This is a genomic window from Inquilinus sp. (genome assembly GCF_039594555.1).
In the GTDB taxonomy this organism is placed as follows: domain Bacteria; phylum Pseudomonadota; class Alphaproteobacteria; order DSM-16000; family Inquilinaceae; genus Inquilinus.
In genome coordinates this window covers 1-13,831 of sequence record NZ_JBCNNF010000176.1, presented here as the reverse complement: position 1 = coordinate 13,831, position 13,831 = coordinate 1, and the positions used below count along the sequence as shown (strand labels likewise).

The following is a 13,831-nucleotide window of genomic DNA, read 5'->3' as shown; positions in this document are numbered from 1 at the left end:
GTCGACCTGGCGGCAGTGCTGCGGGGCGTCGGCCCCCGCAGCCTCGTCTAGGCGACCGCCTTACAGCTCCTGCGCCGTCGGCCGGAACAGGATCTCGTTGATGTCGACCTCCTCCGGCTGGCTGATGGCGAAGGCCACGCCGCGGGCGAAGGAATCGGCGGGGATCGCGACCTTGTCGTAGAAGGCGCGGATCCGCTCCGCCGCCTGCGGGTCGGTGACGCTGGCCGGCAGCTCCGTCGCCACCGCGCCCGGGGAGATCACGGTGGTACGGATGTTGTAGGGCTTCACCTCCTGCCGCAGCCCCTCGGACAGGGCGCGGACGGCGTGCTTGGTGGCGGCGTAGACCGTGAAGCCGGGCCCGACCTTGTGGCCGGCGACGGAGGAGACGTTGATGATGTGCCCGGCCTTCTGCCGCTGCATCACCGGCAGCACCGCGGCGATGCCGTACAGCACGCCCTTGAGATTGACGTCGATCATCCGGTCCCAGTCGTCGACCGCCAGCCGCTCCAGCGGCGCCTGCGGCATCAGCCCGGCATTGTTGATCATCACATCGACCCGGCCATGGGCCTGGACCGCCGCATCGACCAGGGCCTGGACCTGCGCGCGGTCGGCGACGTCGGTGGTGACGGCGAGGGCCTTGCCGCCGCGCCAAACCAGCTCGTCAACCAGGGCCTTCAGCCGGTCGGCGCGCCGGGCGCCCAGGACGACGGCAGCACCCTGCTCGGACAGCAGCCGGGCCGTGGCCTCGCCCAGCCCGCTGCTGGCGCCGGTAATGACGACGACCTTGCCTTCGATGGCGGCGCTCATCGGCGATACTCCGCGTCGCTGACCTGCTCCAGCCAGTCGACGGTCTTCCCGTCCAGCGCCTCCTGGATGGCGATGTGGGTCAGCGCCGTGGTCGGCGTGGCGCCGTGCCAGTGCCGCAGCCCGGGCGGAAACCAGACCACGTCGCCCGGCCGGATCTCCTCGACCGATCCGCCCTCGCGCTGCACCCAGCCGAGGCCGGCGGTGACGATCAGGGTCTGGCCCAACGGATGGGTGTGCCAGGCGGTGCGGGCGCCCGGCTCGAAGGTGACGCTGGCGCCGGCGACCCGCGCCGGCTCCGGCGCCTGGAACAGCGGATCGACACGCACCGCGCCCGTGAAGTACTCCGCCGGTCCTTTGCGCGACGGCTGCGAGCCGCCTCGTGTGATCTGCATGGATCCGCTCCTTCCCGGCAATGCCGGCGTCTGCGCGGCGGCCGTCCCGGCCGCCATCAATGCGAGACCGCCGGCGGCGGCGAGGATGCGTCTGCGGTGGATCATCGCGTCGTCCCGGGCCGGTCGTCGGTTTCGAGGACCTGGAATCTGGGGCGTGGTTCTCTTGCGATTAGACGCTAGGATCGGCATGGACTTATAAGCAGGGCCGATCAATGCAGCGTGGCAGCCTGGACGACCTGGCGGCCCTGGTCGCGGTGGCGCAGGAGCGGAGCTTCACCCGGGCGGCAGCGAAGCTGGGCGTGTCGCAATCGGCGCTGAGCCAGACCATCCGCCAGCTCGAGACGCGGCTCGGCATCCGCCTCCTGACCCGGACGACGCGCAGCGTCGGGCTGACCGAGGCGGGTGAGCGCCTGCTGGGCACCGTGGCGCCGCGGCTGGAGGAGATCGAGGCCGAGCTGGCGGCGGTGAGCGAGCTCGGGGAAAAGCCGTCCGGCACCATCCGGATCACGGCCGGCGACCATGCCATCCGCTCGATCCTGTGGCCGAAGCTGGAGGGCTTCCTGCCGCGCTATCCCGAGATCCGGGTCGAGTTGGCCATCGACTACGGGCTGACCGACATCGTCGCCGGGCGCTACGATGCCGGCGTGCGCCTGGGCGAGCAGGTGGCGAAAGACATGATCGCGGTGCGGATCGGGCCGGACATCCGCTTCGCCGTGGTCGGGTCGCCCGCCTACCTCACCGGTCGGCCGCGGCCGCAGGCGCCGCAGGACCTGGTCGCCCATCGCTGCATCAATCTGCGCCTGCCGACCTATGGCGGGCTCTATGCCTGGGAGTTCGAGCGGGACGGGCGCGAGGTCAAGGTGCGGGTCGAGGGCCAGCTGGTCTTCAACGGCATCTTCCAGGTGCTCGACGCCGCCCTGTCCGGCTTCGGCCTGGCTTATGTCCCGGAAGACCTGGCACAGCCCCATCTCGCAGCGGGGCTTCTGCAGCAGGTCCTGGAAGGCTGGTCGCCGCCCTGGTCGGGCTACCACCTGTACTATCCCAGCCGGCGCCAGACCTCGGCCGCCTTCGCCCTGCTGGTGGACGCGCTGCGCCACCGCGGCTGAGCCGACGGCCGGGCGTTTCGCCCCTCACCTCGCCTTGGCGCCGAGGACGATCGGAACGGCGTCGAGGAGCCGGCGCGACCGGATCATGGTCTCCGTATCCGCCTGGAACGTCCAGAAATGCGGGGTCTGCAGATGCGTCCGGTAGGCCGTCTCGTCGGCATAGACCTCGAACACCCTCACCCGCGCCGGATCGTCCTTCTCGAACACGGCATAGAGGACGAGGACGCCCGGCTCGACGCGGATCGCGGTCTCGATCTCAACTCTGATGGCGGCGCTGAACGCCTCCGCCCGCGCCGGGTCGATCTCCAGCTCCGCCAGGCGGACATACGGCGCCGACACCGGCTCGGCGGTCACGGCGGGCCTCCTACTCCGGGCGCTTGTCGAAGACGTCCTTCGCCACCGGCAGTGCCGAGAAGACGTTCGGCCAGCCGGCGTAGAAGGCCAGCTGCGTCAGCGCCTCCGCGGCCTGCGCGCGGGTCAGGCCGTTGTCCATCGCCCGGTTCAGGTGATAGGGGATCTGGGCGACCTGGCCGTTGGCGACCAGCGCGCTGACCGTGACCAGACTTCGGTCGCGCGGCGCCAGGTCGGGGCGCAGCCACAGGTCCCGGAACAGGACGTCCGTCGTGTACTGCACGACTCCCGGTGCGACCGCCCCGAACTGCTCCCCGACGCGCGCTGCGCGCTGCGCCTCCGCCGCCTCGTCGAGCGGCAGGAGCGGTGGCGACGCGGCCGGACGCTGGTCGCCGCCGATGCCGCGCGCGGCGAAGACGTCCCGGGTGGCCGCCGCGGCCGCCATGGCGTTGCCCCAGCCAGAATAGAAGGCGAGATGGGTGATGATCTCCGAGATCTCGCGCGGCTGGACCCCGCTGTCGAGGGCGAGGCCGAGATAGAAGGGCAGCCCGGCGGCCTGGTTGCGCGCGATCAGGGCAGCGAGGGTGACGATGCTGCGGTCCCGCGCCGACAGGCCGGGACGCTTCCAGACGCCGCCGAGCAGCGTCTCTTCCGTGTATCGCTCCAGGGCGGGGGCGACCATGTGCAGATCTTCCTGTGATGGCTCCGCCTGTGCCGCCATGGCGGCAGTCAGGGACAGGGCGGCGATTGCGGCGGGGATGGATTGCATGCGCCGGAGATAGTCGGCACGGCAGCCTGCGATTAGCCGGCGTAGCGCGCATGAGCTTATCGGCTGACCTTATCAATCCGCTGTGAGCGCCGGTGTCGAACGCCCTAGCCGGCCCCTGCCCCGGTACGGCGCCCGAGCTCCAGCTGGAACGACGCTCCACCGCGCGGGCCATCGCGGACGACGGCCCGGCCGCCATGGGCCTGGGCGATTTCCGACACCAGATTGAGCCCGAGCCCGGAGCCTGGGCCGCCGCCGGCCAGGCGATGGAACGGCTCGAAGATGCGGTCGCGCTCCTCGCGGGGAATGCCCGGCCCGTCATCCTGGACGATGAGGCTGCCGCCGCGTTCGACCCGCACGACGATCGTGCCGGCCTGGCCGCCATGCTGGATGGCGTTGTGGATCAGGTTGGCGGTCGCACGCTCCAGCGCCGCGTTGTCGCCGTCGACCTCGACCCGCTCCTCCTCCGCATCGACGACCAGGTCGTAGCCGCTGGCGATCGCCAGCGGCGCCAGGTCCGCCGCCACCTTGCGGGCCAGGGCCACCAGGTCCACGGCGGAGAACGGGCTGGTGCGGCTGCGCAACCGCTCCAGGTCGAGCAGCTGGTCGGCCATCAGCTCGAGCCGCAGCAGGTCGCGGCCGAGGCTCGCCTTCATCGGCTCGTCGCCGAAGGCTTCGAGCCTGAGCTTGAGAATCGCGATCGGCGTCCGCAGCTCGTGCGCGGCGCTGGCCAGGAAACGGCGCTGCCGCTCATAGCCCGCATCCAGGCGGGTCAGCGCCTCGTTCACGGCCGCCACCAGCGGCGTGATCTCGCGCGGCACCTGCTCGATCGGCAGCCGGTTGCCGCGCCGGTCCGGGTCGATGCGCGCGGCGGCGCTCGCCACCAGGCCGAGATTCTTCAGCGCCGAGCGCACGGTCAGCGGCACCGCGATCACCGTGCCGATGACCAGCGCCAGGGCCAGGTACACGAAGTAGAGATTGTCCGGGTCGACGGTGAAGTCGATCAACGGCCAGAGGCCCATGTCGATCGGGCCGGTGGCGACGAGCAGCCTGTGGCCTTCCGGCGTGCTCGTCGCCTGGAGGGCGCCGATGAATTTCCCGTCCGGCGTGTTCAGCTCGGAATAGTTGACGCCGCCCTGCATGGCATCGGTGACCGACAGGATGCCCGCGGGCCCATCCCCCTCGGCGATCGTCCGGGTGCCGTCGGTGATGCGGAACCAGAAGCCGGAGGCGGTCTGCCGCCTGATCTCCTGCACGGTCGGGGTGTCCGAGAGGATCAGCCCCCCATCCCCGGCCTGCGTCACGTTCTTCGCCAGGACATTGGCGGCGTAGATGGCGCCGGAATACTCGCGGTCCTGCGCCTCCGCCAGCAGCAGGAGCGTCGCGATCACCGCGAGGACGACGGACACGATCTGCAGCGCGGAAAGGCGCAGCATCAGCCGCCGCGTCAGGGATGGACGGCGAGCCATGCCAGCCTCCGCACGATTCGGTTCTCCTTCGACGGCCGCCGGTTCGGGCCGTGCCCACTGAAGCGGGGAACGCACCCCGCCGCCAGCACAATGATCCATGTCCGGCTCGTCCTTCACAGCCGCCTCGCCGGCAAGGCTGGCAGAACATCGCGTGCAATGTTCCGGCAATGCTCGGGGTGCATTGGCTGTCGGGGATCGGGACATCGCCCGAAGGGAATGTCGCGCCATGGCGTCGCCAGGGCGAAGAGCGATCCGGCGGCAGAAGGTCGAGAGACATGGTCGATGGACAGTCGTCAAGGCATGCGCCCATGGCGTCGGGCGAGCCTGTCATCGCCGCGGACCCCATGGGGCGCGCCGCGATGTCGCTGGCGATCCTGGGCGTGATCGGGGCCGTGCTGATCATGGCGTGGGGATCCCAGCGCCTGGCCGCGGCGCTGAAGCCCCGGGACACCTTGGCAGTCTGCGGCGCCTCCGTCAGCGGGCCGTGACGGCTGCCGATCCTCGCGGCCCCTTCAGAACCATCAGACCCGGCGCGATCTGCGCGCCTCCGCCGGCAGGCCGGAGCTCCCCCGACGAGCTCCGCCCGCTCGAACAACCAGAGCGAAACAAACATGTCCGATAGCCGACCGCCGGGCCCGGCGGAACGACCGGTGATGGAAGCTGCGCGGCGCCGCCCGCGGCCCTGGCTGACCGTGATCTGCGGCCTGGGCGCGGCCGCCCTGGCGGCCACGTCCGTCGTGATGACCGGCACCGACGGGGTCGGGTCGGCCATGGCACCGGCCGGTCAGTCCCGGCCGGTGGTCTCGGTTGCCGTCGCCCGGCAGCGCCCGATCGAGCGGACGCTGTCGCTGACCGGCACGGTGATGCCGCGCGAGGAGATCGCGATCGGCACCGCCATCGAGGGCCAGCGCATCGCGGAGGTGCTGGTCGAGGAAGGCGACCGGGTCGCGGCCGGCCAGGTGATCCTGCGGCTGGAGACCGACCTCCTGACCGCCGCGCTGCACGACGCCGAGGCGGCGGTGCTGCGGGCGGAGGCCGGGCTGGCGCGCGATCAGGCGACGCAGGCCGAGGCCGCGGCCAGCTTCCGGCGCATCGAGCAGCTGCGCGGCTCCTCCGCCTTCAACCCGCAGGAATACGACAAGCGGCGCGCCGTCGCCGTCTCCTCCGACAAGATGCTGGAGGTGTCGCGCGCTGAGGTGGCGCAGGCGCAGGCTAAGGCCGATGACGCCCGCACCCGGCTCGGCCGGGCCGAGATCCGGGCGCCGGCCGCGGGCATCGTCTCCGAGCGCGCCGCCCGGGTCGGGGCGCTGGCGGGCTCCGGGCCGCTGGTCAAGCTGATCCGCGAGGGGGAGGTCGAACTCGAGGCCGAGGTGCCCGAGGTCGACCTGCCGGCACTGGCGGCAGGCCAGCCGGCCCGGATCAGGGTCGCCGGCGTCGAGGAGGCGTTCGACGGCCGGGTGCGGCTGGTGGCGCCGAAGGCCGACCGGGACAGCCGGCTGGGCCGGGCGCGCATCGCGCTGCCGGTCGACCCGCGGCTGCGGCCGGGCGTGTTCGGCCGCGCCGCCATCGTGGCGGAGCGTCGCGACGGCGCCGTCGTCATCCCCGATTCGGCGCTGATCCAACGCGACGACCTCGGCGACAGCGCGGTGCTCACGGTCGCCGCCGACGGCACCGTGGCCCGCCAGGAGGTGACGGTCGGGCTGCGCCAGGACGGCTGGGCGGAGATCCGCGAGGGGCTCGCCGCCGGCCAGCGCGTGGTGCTCAGCGCCGGGGCGTTCCTGCGCGAGGGCGACCGGGTGATCATGGCGGACGGGATGCCCGCCCTGTTCCGGCCGGTGGACGGCCGGCCATGACCTCCGGCCTCTCCTCCTGGTCGATCCGCCGGCCGATCCCGGTCCTCGTCCTGTTCGCGGTCCTGACCCTGGCGGGCTGGTGGTCCTTCCTGCGCCTGCCGGTCAACGCCAACCCCAAGGTCGAATTCCCGATCGTCACGGTCACGGTCACCCAGGCCGGCGCCGCGCCGTCTGAGCTGGAGAGCCAGGTCACCCGCCGGGTCGAGGGTGCGGTCGCCGGCCTGGCCGGTGCGCGCCACATCACCTCGACCATCGCCGACGGCACCTCCTCGACCACGGTCGAGTTCCGCATCGGCGTCGACCCGGACCGCGCCACCACCGATGTACGCGACGCGGTGACCAACATCCGCAGCGACCTGCCGCAGGGCATCGAGGAGCCGGTCATCGCCCGCCTCGACGTCGAAGGCGGCGCCATCCTCTATTACGGCGTGCGCGCGCCGGGGATGTCGGCGGTCGACCTTTCCTGGTTCGTCGACGACCGCATCGCCCGCGACCTGCTGGCCGTGGCCGGGGTGCAGAAGGTGCAGCGCATGGGCGGCGTCGGCCGCGAGATCCGGGTCGAGCTCGACCCCGACCGGCTGGCGGCGCTCGGCACTACCGCCGACCAGGTCAACGCCCAGCTGCGCAGCACCAATGCCGACGTCCCCGGCGGCCGGGGCGAGATCGATGCCCGCGAGCAGGCAATCCGCACCCTCGGCGGCGCCCGCACCGTGACGGCCCTGGCTAATACCCCGATCGTGCTGCCGAACGGCCGCTGGGCCAGGCTCGACACGCTCGGCACCGTCACCGATGGCGCCGGGGAGCAGCGCTCGCTGGCCCGGCTCGACGGCGAGCCGGTGGTCGCCTTCGCCGTCTACCGCGCCAAGGGGGCCAGCGACACGGTGGTGGCCGACGGCGTCGCCGCGCGCCTCGCCGAACTCCAGTCCCGCGCGCCGGGCGTCACCATCAGCGAGATCGCCTCGACCGTCGAATACACCCGCGACAGCTACGAGGCAGGGATGGCGGCGCTGGTCGAAGGCGCGCTGCTGACCGTGCTGGTGGTGTTCCTGTTCCTGCGCGACTGGCGGGCGACGCTGATCGCGGCCGTGGCCATGCCCCTGTCGATCCTGCCGGCCTTCTGGGCAATGGACCTGCTGGGCTTCACCCTGAACAGCATCTCGCTGCTGGCGCTGACCCTGGTGATCGGCATCCTGGTCGACGACGCGATCGTCGAGATCGAGAACATCGACCGGCACCTGCATCTCGGCAAGCGGCCCTACCGCGCCGCGATCGACGCGGCCGACGCGATCGGCCTGGCCGTGGTCGCCACCACCCTGACCATCGTCGCGGTGTTCGCGCCGGTCAGCTTCATCGGCGGCGTCACCGGCCGGTATTTCGAGCAGTTCGGCCTGACCGTGGCGGTCGCCGTGCTCGCCTCGCTCTTGGTGGCGCGGCTGCTGACGCCGCTGATGGCGGCCTATCTGCTGCAGCCGAAGCGGGTGCCGCCCGGCGGCGATGCCGGTGCCGCGCCGCCGGGCGGCCGCTATGTCCGGCTGCTGAACTGGACGCTCGACCACCGCGGCGCCACCCTGGCCGCGGCCGGCGCCCTCCTCGCCGGGTCGCTGCTGCTGGTGCCGCTGCTGCCCTCCGGCTTCCTGCCGGACAGCGACAGCCGGATCTCGAACCTGCAGGTCGAGCTGCCGCCCGGCGCCACCCTGGCCGCCACCGATGCGGTGGCCGATCGCATCGCCGCAGAGCTGCAGCAGCGGCCGGAGGTCGAGCACGTCTTCGCCACCATCGGCGGGGCCGGCGGCGCCGCGGCGGCCGACGCCAACGCCTCGAGCGAGGATGTCGCCAAGGCCAGCCTGGTGATCGTGCTGAAGCCGCGCGGCGAGCGCCAGGTGACCCGCAAGGCGTTCGAGCGTTCGGCCCGGGACGAGCTGTCGCGGATCCCGGACATCCGCTTCGCCTTCCTGGGCGAGAGCGGCGGCAAGGACGTGTCGATCGTGCTGACCGGTGACGATCCGGAGAAGCTGAGCGCCGCCGCCCGGGCGCTGGAGCGCGAGATGCGCGCCCTGCCGGTCCTGGCCAATGCCCGCTCGACCGAGCCGCTGCCGCGGCCGGAGATCCGCATCCGCCCGCGGCCGGACGAGACGGCTCGGCTCGGCGTCTCGGCCCAGGCGATCGGCACCGTCGCTCGCATCGCCACGATCGGCGATACCGACGCCAACTCCGCCAAGTTCAACCTCGGCGACCGCCAGGTGCCGATCCGGGTGGCGCTGGACCGCGCCGCCCGCGCCGACATCGAGGCGCTGCGCCAGCTGCGCGTGGCCGGCGACCGCGGGGCCGTGCCGCTGACCTCGGTGGCAGAGATCGGTTTCGGCGCCGGCGATGCCGAGGTCGAGCGCTTCGACCGCCGCCGCCGGGTCTCGGTCGACGCCGACCTGAACGGCGTGCCGCTCGGCACCGCCCTGGCCGCGATCGAGGCGCTGCCCGCGCTGGCGCAGCTGCCGGAGGGGGTGGAGCGGCCGGCCTATGGCGACGCCGAATCGATGGACGAGATGTTCGCCAGCTTCGGCGGGGCGATGATCGCCGGCCTGCTGGTGGTGCTGGCGGTGCTGGTGCTGCTGTTCCGCGACTTCCTGCAGCCGGTGACCATCCTGGCGGCGCTGCCGCTGTCGGCGATCGGGGCGGTGCTGGCGCTGCTCGGCATCGGTGCGGCGCTCGACCTGTCGACGGTGATCGGCCTGCTGATGCTGATGGGCATCGTCACCAAGAACTCCATCCTGCTGGTCGATTTCGCCATCGAGGGGCGGCGGGCGGGGCTCGACCGGCGCACCGCCCTGATCCAGGCCTGCCTGGTGCGGGCCCGGCCGATCGTCATGACCACCCTGGCGATGATCGCCGGCATGATGCCGGCGGCGCTGGGCTTCGGCGCCGATGCCGGCTTCCGCGGCCCGATGGCGGCGGCGGTGATCGGCGGCCTCGTCACCTCGACCGCGCTCAGCCTGGTGCTGGTGCCGGCGGTGTTCACGCTGATGGACGACCTGCGTGCCTGGCTGGCGCCCCGCCTCGGCCGCCTGACCTCGGTCACCGAGGCCGACCGCGCGGCGGTGGAGCCTGCCGCCGCCCGACAGGAGACCGGACATGCATGAGCGGTATTTCCCCCCGCCCGACGAGCGGCCGCGGGCCCGGCGCCGGGACGCCCGATCGCTCCGCCGGACACCCGCGTCGCTCAGAGCCGCGCAGGGACGGATGGCGGGAAAGGTCGTCCTGGTGACGGAGGCGGCATCTCCGATCGGCCGGGCCAGCGCGCTGGCCCTGGCGCTGCAGGGCGCGGCCGTTCTGCTCGCCGACAGGGACCCGAAGGGCGGTGTCGAAACGGCGGTGATGATCCGCGATGCCGGCGGGCGCGTCGGCTTCCAATGCCACGACATCGGCGACGAGGCCTCGTGGCGGAATCTCGTGGAGGCGGCCTGGTCCGGCTTCGGGGCGCTGCACGTGCTGGTCAACACCGTCGGCGTCCCGGCCTTCGGCGATCACGCCGGCGCGGCGTGGACGGATCTGGGGCGGGAGCGGGCCTCCGGCCTCCTGGCGCTCTCACTGGGGCTGGAGCATGCGATTCCGGCGATCGCGCGATCCGGCGGCGGTGCCGTCGTCAACGTCGCCCTGACCGACACCCATGCGGGCAATCCGCGCTTCCCCTACCGCCCGCCCGGCAAAAGCGAGATCACGCTGCTGACCAAGGCGAGGGCGCTCGCCTGCGTCGGCGCGCGCAACGGGGTCCGGGTCAATTCCGTCCGCCCCACGGCGATCGACGCCCCGGTCATCGGCGCGGCCTCGAGCCGGCAGGCAGCGACGGCCCGGACGTCAATCCGGATGGGCCATTCCGGCACGCCGCAGGACATCGCCGAGGGCGTGCTGTTCCTGGCCTCCGACGACGCGCGCTACGTCACCGGCACCGAGCTGATCATCGACGGGCGGCTGAACCCGGACGATGCGAGACAACGGAGATGAAACCGATCATGGCAGTTGGGTTGAGCCGCTTGCGGGCGGCCATGCTCGTCATCGCGCTGTCGCCGGCCGGAGGGACGGCCTCGGCGCAGTCGGTCACCGAGGCGCTGGCGTCGGCCTACGCCACCAATCCGGACCTCGCCGCCGATATCGCCAACCTGAAGGCGGTCAATGAAGGCGTGGCCCAGGCCCTGTCCGGCTACCGGCCGTCGGTCAGCGCGAGTGCCAGCATCGAGAGCCAGTTCACCAACACCCAGACCGACGGGCAGCGCGGCGGCACCGCCCTGCCCTCCGGAGGCCGGGACGGCCGGTGGCACGAGGTCAACCCGGCCACGCTCGGCATCACCGTCAACCAGAACCTCTACAATGGCGGCCGCACCCAGGCCGCGGTGAGCCAGGCCGAGAACACGGTGATGGCCACCCGCGCCGTCGTCCAGACCACCGAGCAGACGGTGCTGCTGGATGCCGCGACCGCCTATGCCGACGTGGTCCGGGCCCAGGCGGCGCTCGACGTCCGGCGCAACAACGAGGCCGTGCTGGGCCAGCAGCTGCAGGCGACCCGCGATCGCTTCAATGTCGGCGAGGTAACCCCGACCGATGTCAGCCAGGCCGAGGCCGGCCTGGCCAGCGCCGTCGCCGGCCGGGTCGAGGCGGAGGGCACGCTGCGCACCAGCCGCGCCGTCTTCGAGCGCATCATCGGCCGGCCGCCGGGGGCGATGGAGACGCCGGCTGTGCCGGCCGGGCTGCCGGCCTCGATGCAGGATGCGATCCGGCAGGCCCAGGCGAATCATCCGGGCATCGTCGCGGCGCTGTTCAGCGAACGCGCCGCGGCCGACAATATCGACCTGCAGTTCGGCGCGCTGCTGCCGTCGATCGACCTGCAGGCGCGGATCCAGCGGCAGTATTCGACGTTGTCCCACCCGCGGTCCGGCAGCGGGGCGCAGAACCGCATCGATTCCGCGGCGATCGTCGCCCAGCTGACCATCCCGCTGTATTCCCAGGGCAATCAGGAATCCATGGTGCGCCAGGCGCGCTATGCCCATGGCCAGAAGCGGATCCAGATCGAGGCCCAGCGGCGCCAGGCGATTCAGGGCGCCGTCCAGGCCTGGCAGTCGCTGGTCACCGCGCGGGCGGCGATCACGTCGTTCCAGGCGGCGGTCAGGGCGGAGACGATGGCGGTGAGCGGACTGCGGCAGGAGGCCCAGGTCGGCTCACGCACGGTGCTCGACGTCCTGACCGAGCAGCAGAACCTGCTCAACGCCCAGCTCAACCTGGTGGAGGCGCGGCGCAACGAGGTGGTCGCCGGCTATCAGCTCCGCGCCGCGATCGGCACCCTTACCGCGCGCGACCTGGGGCTGCCGGTCGAGGTCTATGATCCGGAGCCGGACTACCGCAGGACCCGGTCGCGCTGGTGGGGAACCTCGGTCGATGGATGACCGGCCGTCGCCGGCCGTCCGTCACCGTGCGGCCCGCAGCAGATAGCCGACGCCGCGGATGCTGCGGATCTCGACGCCGGCATCCGCCTCGGCGAGCTTGCGCCGGAGCCTGGACATATGGGCATCGAGCGAGTTCGACTGGATCTCGTCGTCGAGGCCGTAGACGGCGGATTCCAGCGTCTCGCGCAGCACCGCGCGCTCGCGGCGCTGGATCAGGGCTTCCAGGATCGCCAGCTCCCGCCGCCGCAGCGGCAGGGGGCAGCCGTCGACCAGTGCCTCGCGATGGCCCAGGTCGAATTCCAGCCGGCCCAGCCGGGCGAAATCCGGCCGCGCCTCCGGCGGCCGCCGCAGCACGGCGCGAAGCCGGGCCAGGAGCTCCTCGAAGGCGAAGGGCTTGGCGAGGTAGTCGTCGGCGCCGGCCTCGAGGCCGGTGACACGGTCGCCGACATCGCCGCGGGCCGTCAGCACGATCATCGGCACGCCGACGCCCGACCGGCGGAGGGCCCGCACCAGGGTCAGCCCGTCGCCGTCCGGCAGACGCCGGTCGACGATGATGACGCGATACTCCGCGCACCGCGCCGCGGCCTCGGCTTCGGTTAGAGAGGCGGCGCGATCGACCACGAAATCCCGCACCGCCAGGGCCGCGGCCAGGACCGCCGCCATCTCCGGCTCATCCTCGACGAGAAGCACGCGCATCACGATCTCCGCCGACGATCCCGCACCCGCCTCGATCGCAGCCCCGCGAGGCATCGGTCCGCCGCGACCATGACCGTCGATTCCGGCGTCGAGATGGCGCGTCGGCCCAGACTATCGAACGCCAGCAGCGCGGTCCTCGCCGTTCCACCCGATCCGCGCGGCCAGCTCGCCCACCACGGCCTCAAACATCTCCGTGGTCAGGCGCCCCGTCTGCGTGTTGTAGCGGCTGACGTGGTAGCTGTCGGCGAGGAGGATGCCGTCGGGCATGGCGTGCATCGCGCCATGGGCGAACTTCACCCGGGCGGCGGGGATCCCGTAGAGCCGCAGCAGGGCGTTGTGCGCGACGAGGCCGAGGGCCAGGACCGCCTTCACGCCGGTCATCGCCTCCCGCTCGGCCTTCAGGAAGCGGCTGCAGGTGCGGATCTCCGCCGGTGTCGGCAGGTTCTCCGGCGGCACGCACCGGACCGCGTTGACGATGCGCGTGCCGACCAGCTGCAGGCCGTCTTCGGGATCTTCGCCATAGACGCCCTGCGCCAGGCCGAACTTCAGCAGCGTCGCGTAGAGAAGCTTGCCGGCATGGTCGCCGGTGAAGGGACGTCCGGTGCGGTTCGCCCCCTTGACGCCCGGGGCGAGGCCGAGCACCAGCAGCGGCGCGTCCGGCGGGCCCCAGCCCGGGACCGGTGCGTTGTGCCAGGTCGGCCACTTCTCCCGATTGGCCTCGCGGTAGCTGACGAGGCGCGGGCAAAGCGGGCAGTCGCGGCCGGGGGTCGATATCGTCTCGGTCATCAATCGGTGCTGCTGCGTCGGGAATCGTGGCGTTCTAGCATGGCTGGCCGGGCCGGCGCCCCTCCGTCTGCGAGAGGCCCCGCGCCGCCCCTCGATTCGGCCGGCGCGCCGGCTTAAGATCGCGGCGATCCGGGGGTTTCCGTCGCACCCAGCCGCCGCCCCTGCCGGATCATGCG

At 72.3% G+C, this 13,831-nt stretch carries 13 protein-coding genes; 6 read left to right on the top strand and 7 right to left on the bottom strand.

The features are described 5' to 3' along the window. Window positions 1-60: 60 nt before the first annotated feature. Entirely contained in the window at window positions 61-807 is a 747-nt protein-coding gene (locus ABDW35_RS19205; RefSeq protein WP_343715491.1) for an SDR family oxidoreductase, read from the bottom strand. Next, window positions 804-1,199, bottom strand: coding sequence for a cupin domain-containing protein (locus ABDW35_RS19200; RefSeq protein ID WP_343715490.1), 396 nt, complete (start codon window positions 1,197-1,199; stop codon window positions 804-806). Before ABDW35_RS19200 ends, ABDW35_RS19205 begins: the two co-directional genes overlap by 4 nt. 212 nt (window positions 1,200-1,411) lie before the next feature. Here ABDW35_RS19200 and ABDW35_RS19195 point away from each other — a divergent pair, with 212 nt between their 5' ends. Beyond that, entirely contained in the window at window positions 1,412-2,305 is an 894-nt protein-coding gene (locus ABDW35_RS19195; RefSeq protein ID WP_343715489.1) for a LysR family transcriptional regulator, read from the top strand. A gap of 24 nt (window positions 2,306-2,329) precedes the next feature. Here ABDW35_RS19195 and ABDW35_RS19190 read toward each other — a convergent pair whose 3' ends face one another. The 3 genes from ABDW35_RS19190 to ABDW35_RS19180 all read right to left on the bottom strand — a co-directional run bounded on the left by ABDW35_RS19190 (window position 2,330) and on the right by ABDW35_RS19180 (window position 4,891). Beyond that, window positions 2,330-2,659: a putative quinol monooxygenase gene (locus ABDW35_RS19190; RefSeq protein ID WP_343715488.1), complete on the bottom strand. Its 330-nt coding sequence runs from the start codon at window positions 2,657-2,659 to the stop codon at window positions 2,330-2,332. 10 nt (window positions 2,660-2,669) lie between these two features. Beyond that, window positions 2,670-3,338 carry a carboxymuconolactone decarboxylase family protein gene (locus ABDW35_RS19185; protein WP_343715487.1) on the bottom strand — a complete coding sequence of 223 codons (669 nt, stop codon included), beginning with the start codon at window positions 3,336-3,338 and terminating at the stop codon, window positions 2,670-2,672. 191 nt (window positions 3,339-3,529) lie between these two features. Continuing rightward, window positions 3,530-4,891 carry a HAMP domain-containing sensor histidine kinase gene (locus ABDW35_RS19180; RefSeq protein ID WP_343715486.1) on the bottom strand — a complete coding sequence of 454 codons (1,362 nt, stop codon included), beginning with the start codon at window positions 4,889-4,891 and terminating at the stop codon, window positions 3,530-3,532. A 308-nt stretch (window positions 4,892-5,199) separates the two neighbouring features. On the opposite strand from ABDW35_RS19180, the gene ABDW35_RS19175 reads away from it, so the two are divergent. The 5 genes from ABDW35_RS19175 to ABDW35_RS19155 all read left to right on the top strand — a co-directional run bounded on the left by ABDW35_RS19175 (window position 5,200) and on the right by ABDW35_RS19155 (window position 12,173). Beyond that, window positions 5,200-5,379: a hypothetical protein gene (locus tag ABDW35_RS19175; protein WP_343715485.1), complete on the top strand. Its 180-nt coding sequence runs from the start codon at window positions 5,200-5,202 to the stop codon at window positions 5,377-5,379. A 165-nt stretch (window positions 5,380-5,544) separates the two neighbouring features. Beyond that, a complete protein-coding gene (locus tag ABDW35_RS19170) occupies window positions 5,545-6,744 on the top strand; it encodes an efflux RND transporter periplasmic adaptor subunit (protein ID WP_343715492.1) in 1,200 nt (399 codons plus the stop codon). Further along, window positions 6,741-9,878 carry an efflux RND transporter permease subunit gene (locus ABDW35_RS19165; protein ID WP_343715484.1) on the top strand — a complete coding sequence of 1,046 codons (3,138 nt, stop codon included), beginning with the start codon at window positions 6,741-6,743 and terminating at the stop codon, window positions 9,876-9,878. Before ABDW35_RS19170 ends, ABDW35_RS19165 begins: the two co-directional genes overlap by 4 nt. 100 nt (window positions 9,879-9,978) lie before the next feature. Then, window positions 9,979-10,740, top strand: coding sequence for an SDR family oxidoreductase (locus ABDW35_RS19160; protein WP_343715483.1), 762 nt, complete (start codon window positions 9,979-9,981; stop codon window positions 10,738-10,740). A gap of 41 nt (window positions 10,741-10,781) precedes the next feature. Next, window positions 10,782-12,173: a TolC family outer membrane protein gene (locus ABDW35_RS19155; protein WP_343715482.1), complete on the top strand. Its 1,392-nt coding sequence runs from the start codon at window positions 10,782-10,784 to the stop codon at window positions 12,171-12,173. A gap of 21 nt (window positions 12,174-12,194) precedes the next feature. On the opposite strand, the gene ABDW35_RS19150 is transcribed toward ABDW35_RS19155, so the two are convergent. Both ABDW35_RS19150 and ABDW35_RS19145 read right to left on the bottom strand, forming a co-directional pair. Further along, a complete protein-coding gene (locus tag ABDW35_RS19150; protein WP_343715481.1) occupies window positions 12,195-12,869 on the bottom strand; it encodes a response regulator transcription factor in 675 nt (224 codons plus the stop codon). Between the two features lie 111 nt (window positions 12,870-12,980). Further along, complete coding sequence (locus ABDW35_RS19145; protein WP_343715480.1) at window positions 12,981-13,655, bottom strand: uracil-DNA glycosylase; 675 nt, start codon at window positions 13,653-13,655, stop codon at window positions 12,981-12,983. Between the last annotated feature and the right edge of the window lie 176 nt (window positions 13,656-13,831).

Bases quoted from the DNA above. Each gene is read 5' to 3' on its own strand.
- ABDW35_RS19205 (WP_343715491.1), bottom strand. From the start codon at position 807: ATGAGCGCCGCCATCGAAGGCAAGGTCGTCGTCATTACCGGCGCCAGC.
- ABDW35_RS19200 (WP_343715490.1), bottom strand. From the start codon at position 1,199: ATGCAGATCACACGAGGCGGCTCGCAGCCGTCGCGCAAAGGACCGGCG.
- ABDW35_RS19195 (WP_343715489.1), top strand. From the start codon at position 1,412: ATGCAGCGTGGCAGCCTGGACGACCTGGCGGCCCTGGTCGCGGTGGCG.
- ABDW35_RS19185 (WP_343715487.1), bottom strand. From the start codon at position 3,338: ATGGTCGCCCCCGCCCTGGAGCGATACACGGAAGAGACGCTGCTCGGC.
- ABDW35_RS19180 (WP_343715486.1), bottom strand. From the start codon at position 4,891: ATGGCTCGCCGTCCATCCCTGACGCGGCGGCTGATGCTGCGCCTTTCC.
- ABDW35_RS19175 (WP_343715485.1), top strand. From the start codon at position 5,200: ATGGCGTCGGGCGAGCCTGTCATCGCCGCGGACCCCATGGGGCGCGCC.
- ABDW35_RS19170 (WP_343715492.1), top strand. From the start codon at position 5,545: ATGGAAGCTGCGCGGCGCCGCCCGCGGCCCTGGCTGACCGTGATCTGC.
- ABDW35_RS19165 (WP_343715484.1), top strand. From the start codon at position 6,741: ATGACCTCCGGCCTCTCCTCCTGGTCGATCCGCCGGCCGATCCCGGTC.
- ABDW35_RS19160 (WP_343715483.1), top strand. From the start codon at position 9,979: ATGGCGGGAAAGGTCGTCCTGGTGACGGAGGCGGCATCTCCGATCGGC.
- ABDW35_RS19155 (WP_343715482.1), top strand. From the start codon at position 10,782: ATGCTCGTCATCGCGCTGTCGCCGGCCGGAGGGACGGCCTCGGCGCAG.
- ABDW35_RS19150 (WP_343715481.1), bottom strand. From the start codon at position 12,869: ATGCGCGTGCTTCTCGTCGAGGATGAGCCGGAGATGGCGGCGGTCCTG.
- ABDW35_RS19145 (WP_343715480.1), bottom strand. From the start codon at position 13,655: ATGACCGAGACGATATCGACCCCCGGCCGCGACTGCCCGCTTTGCCCG.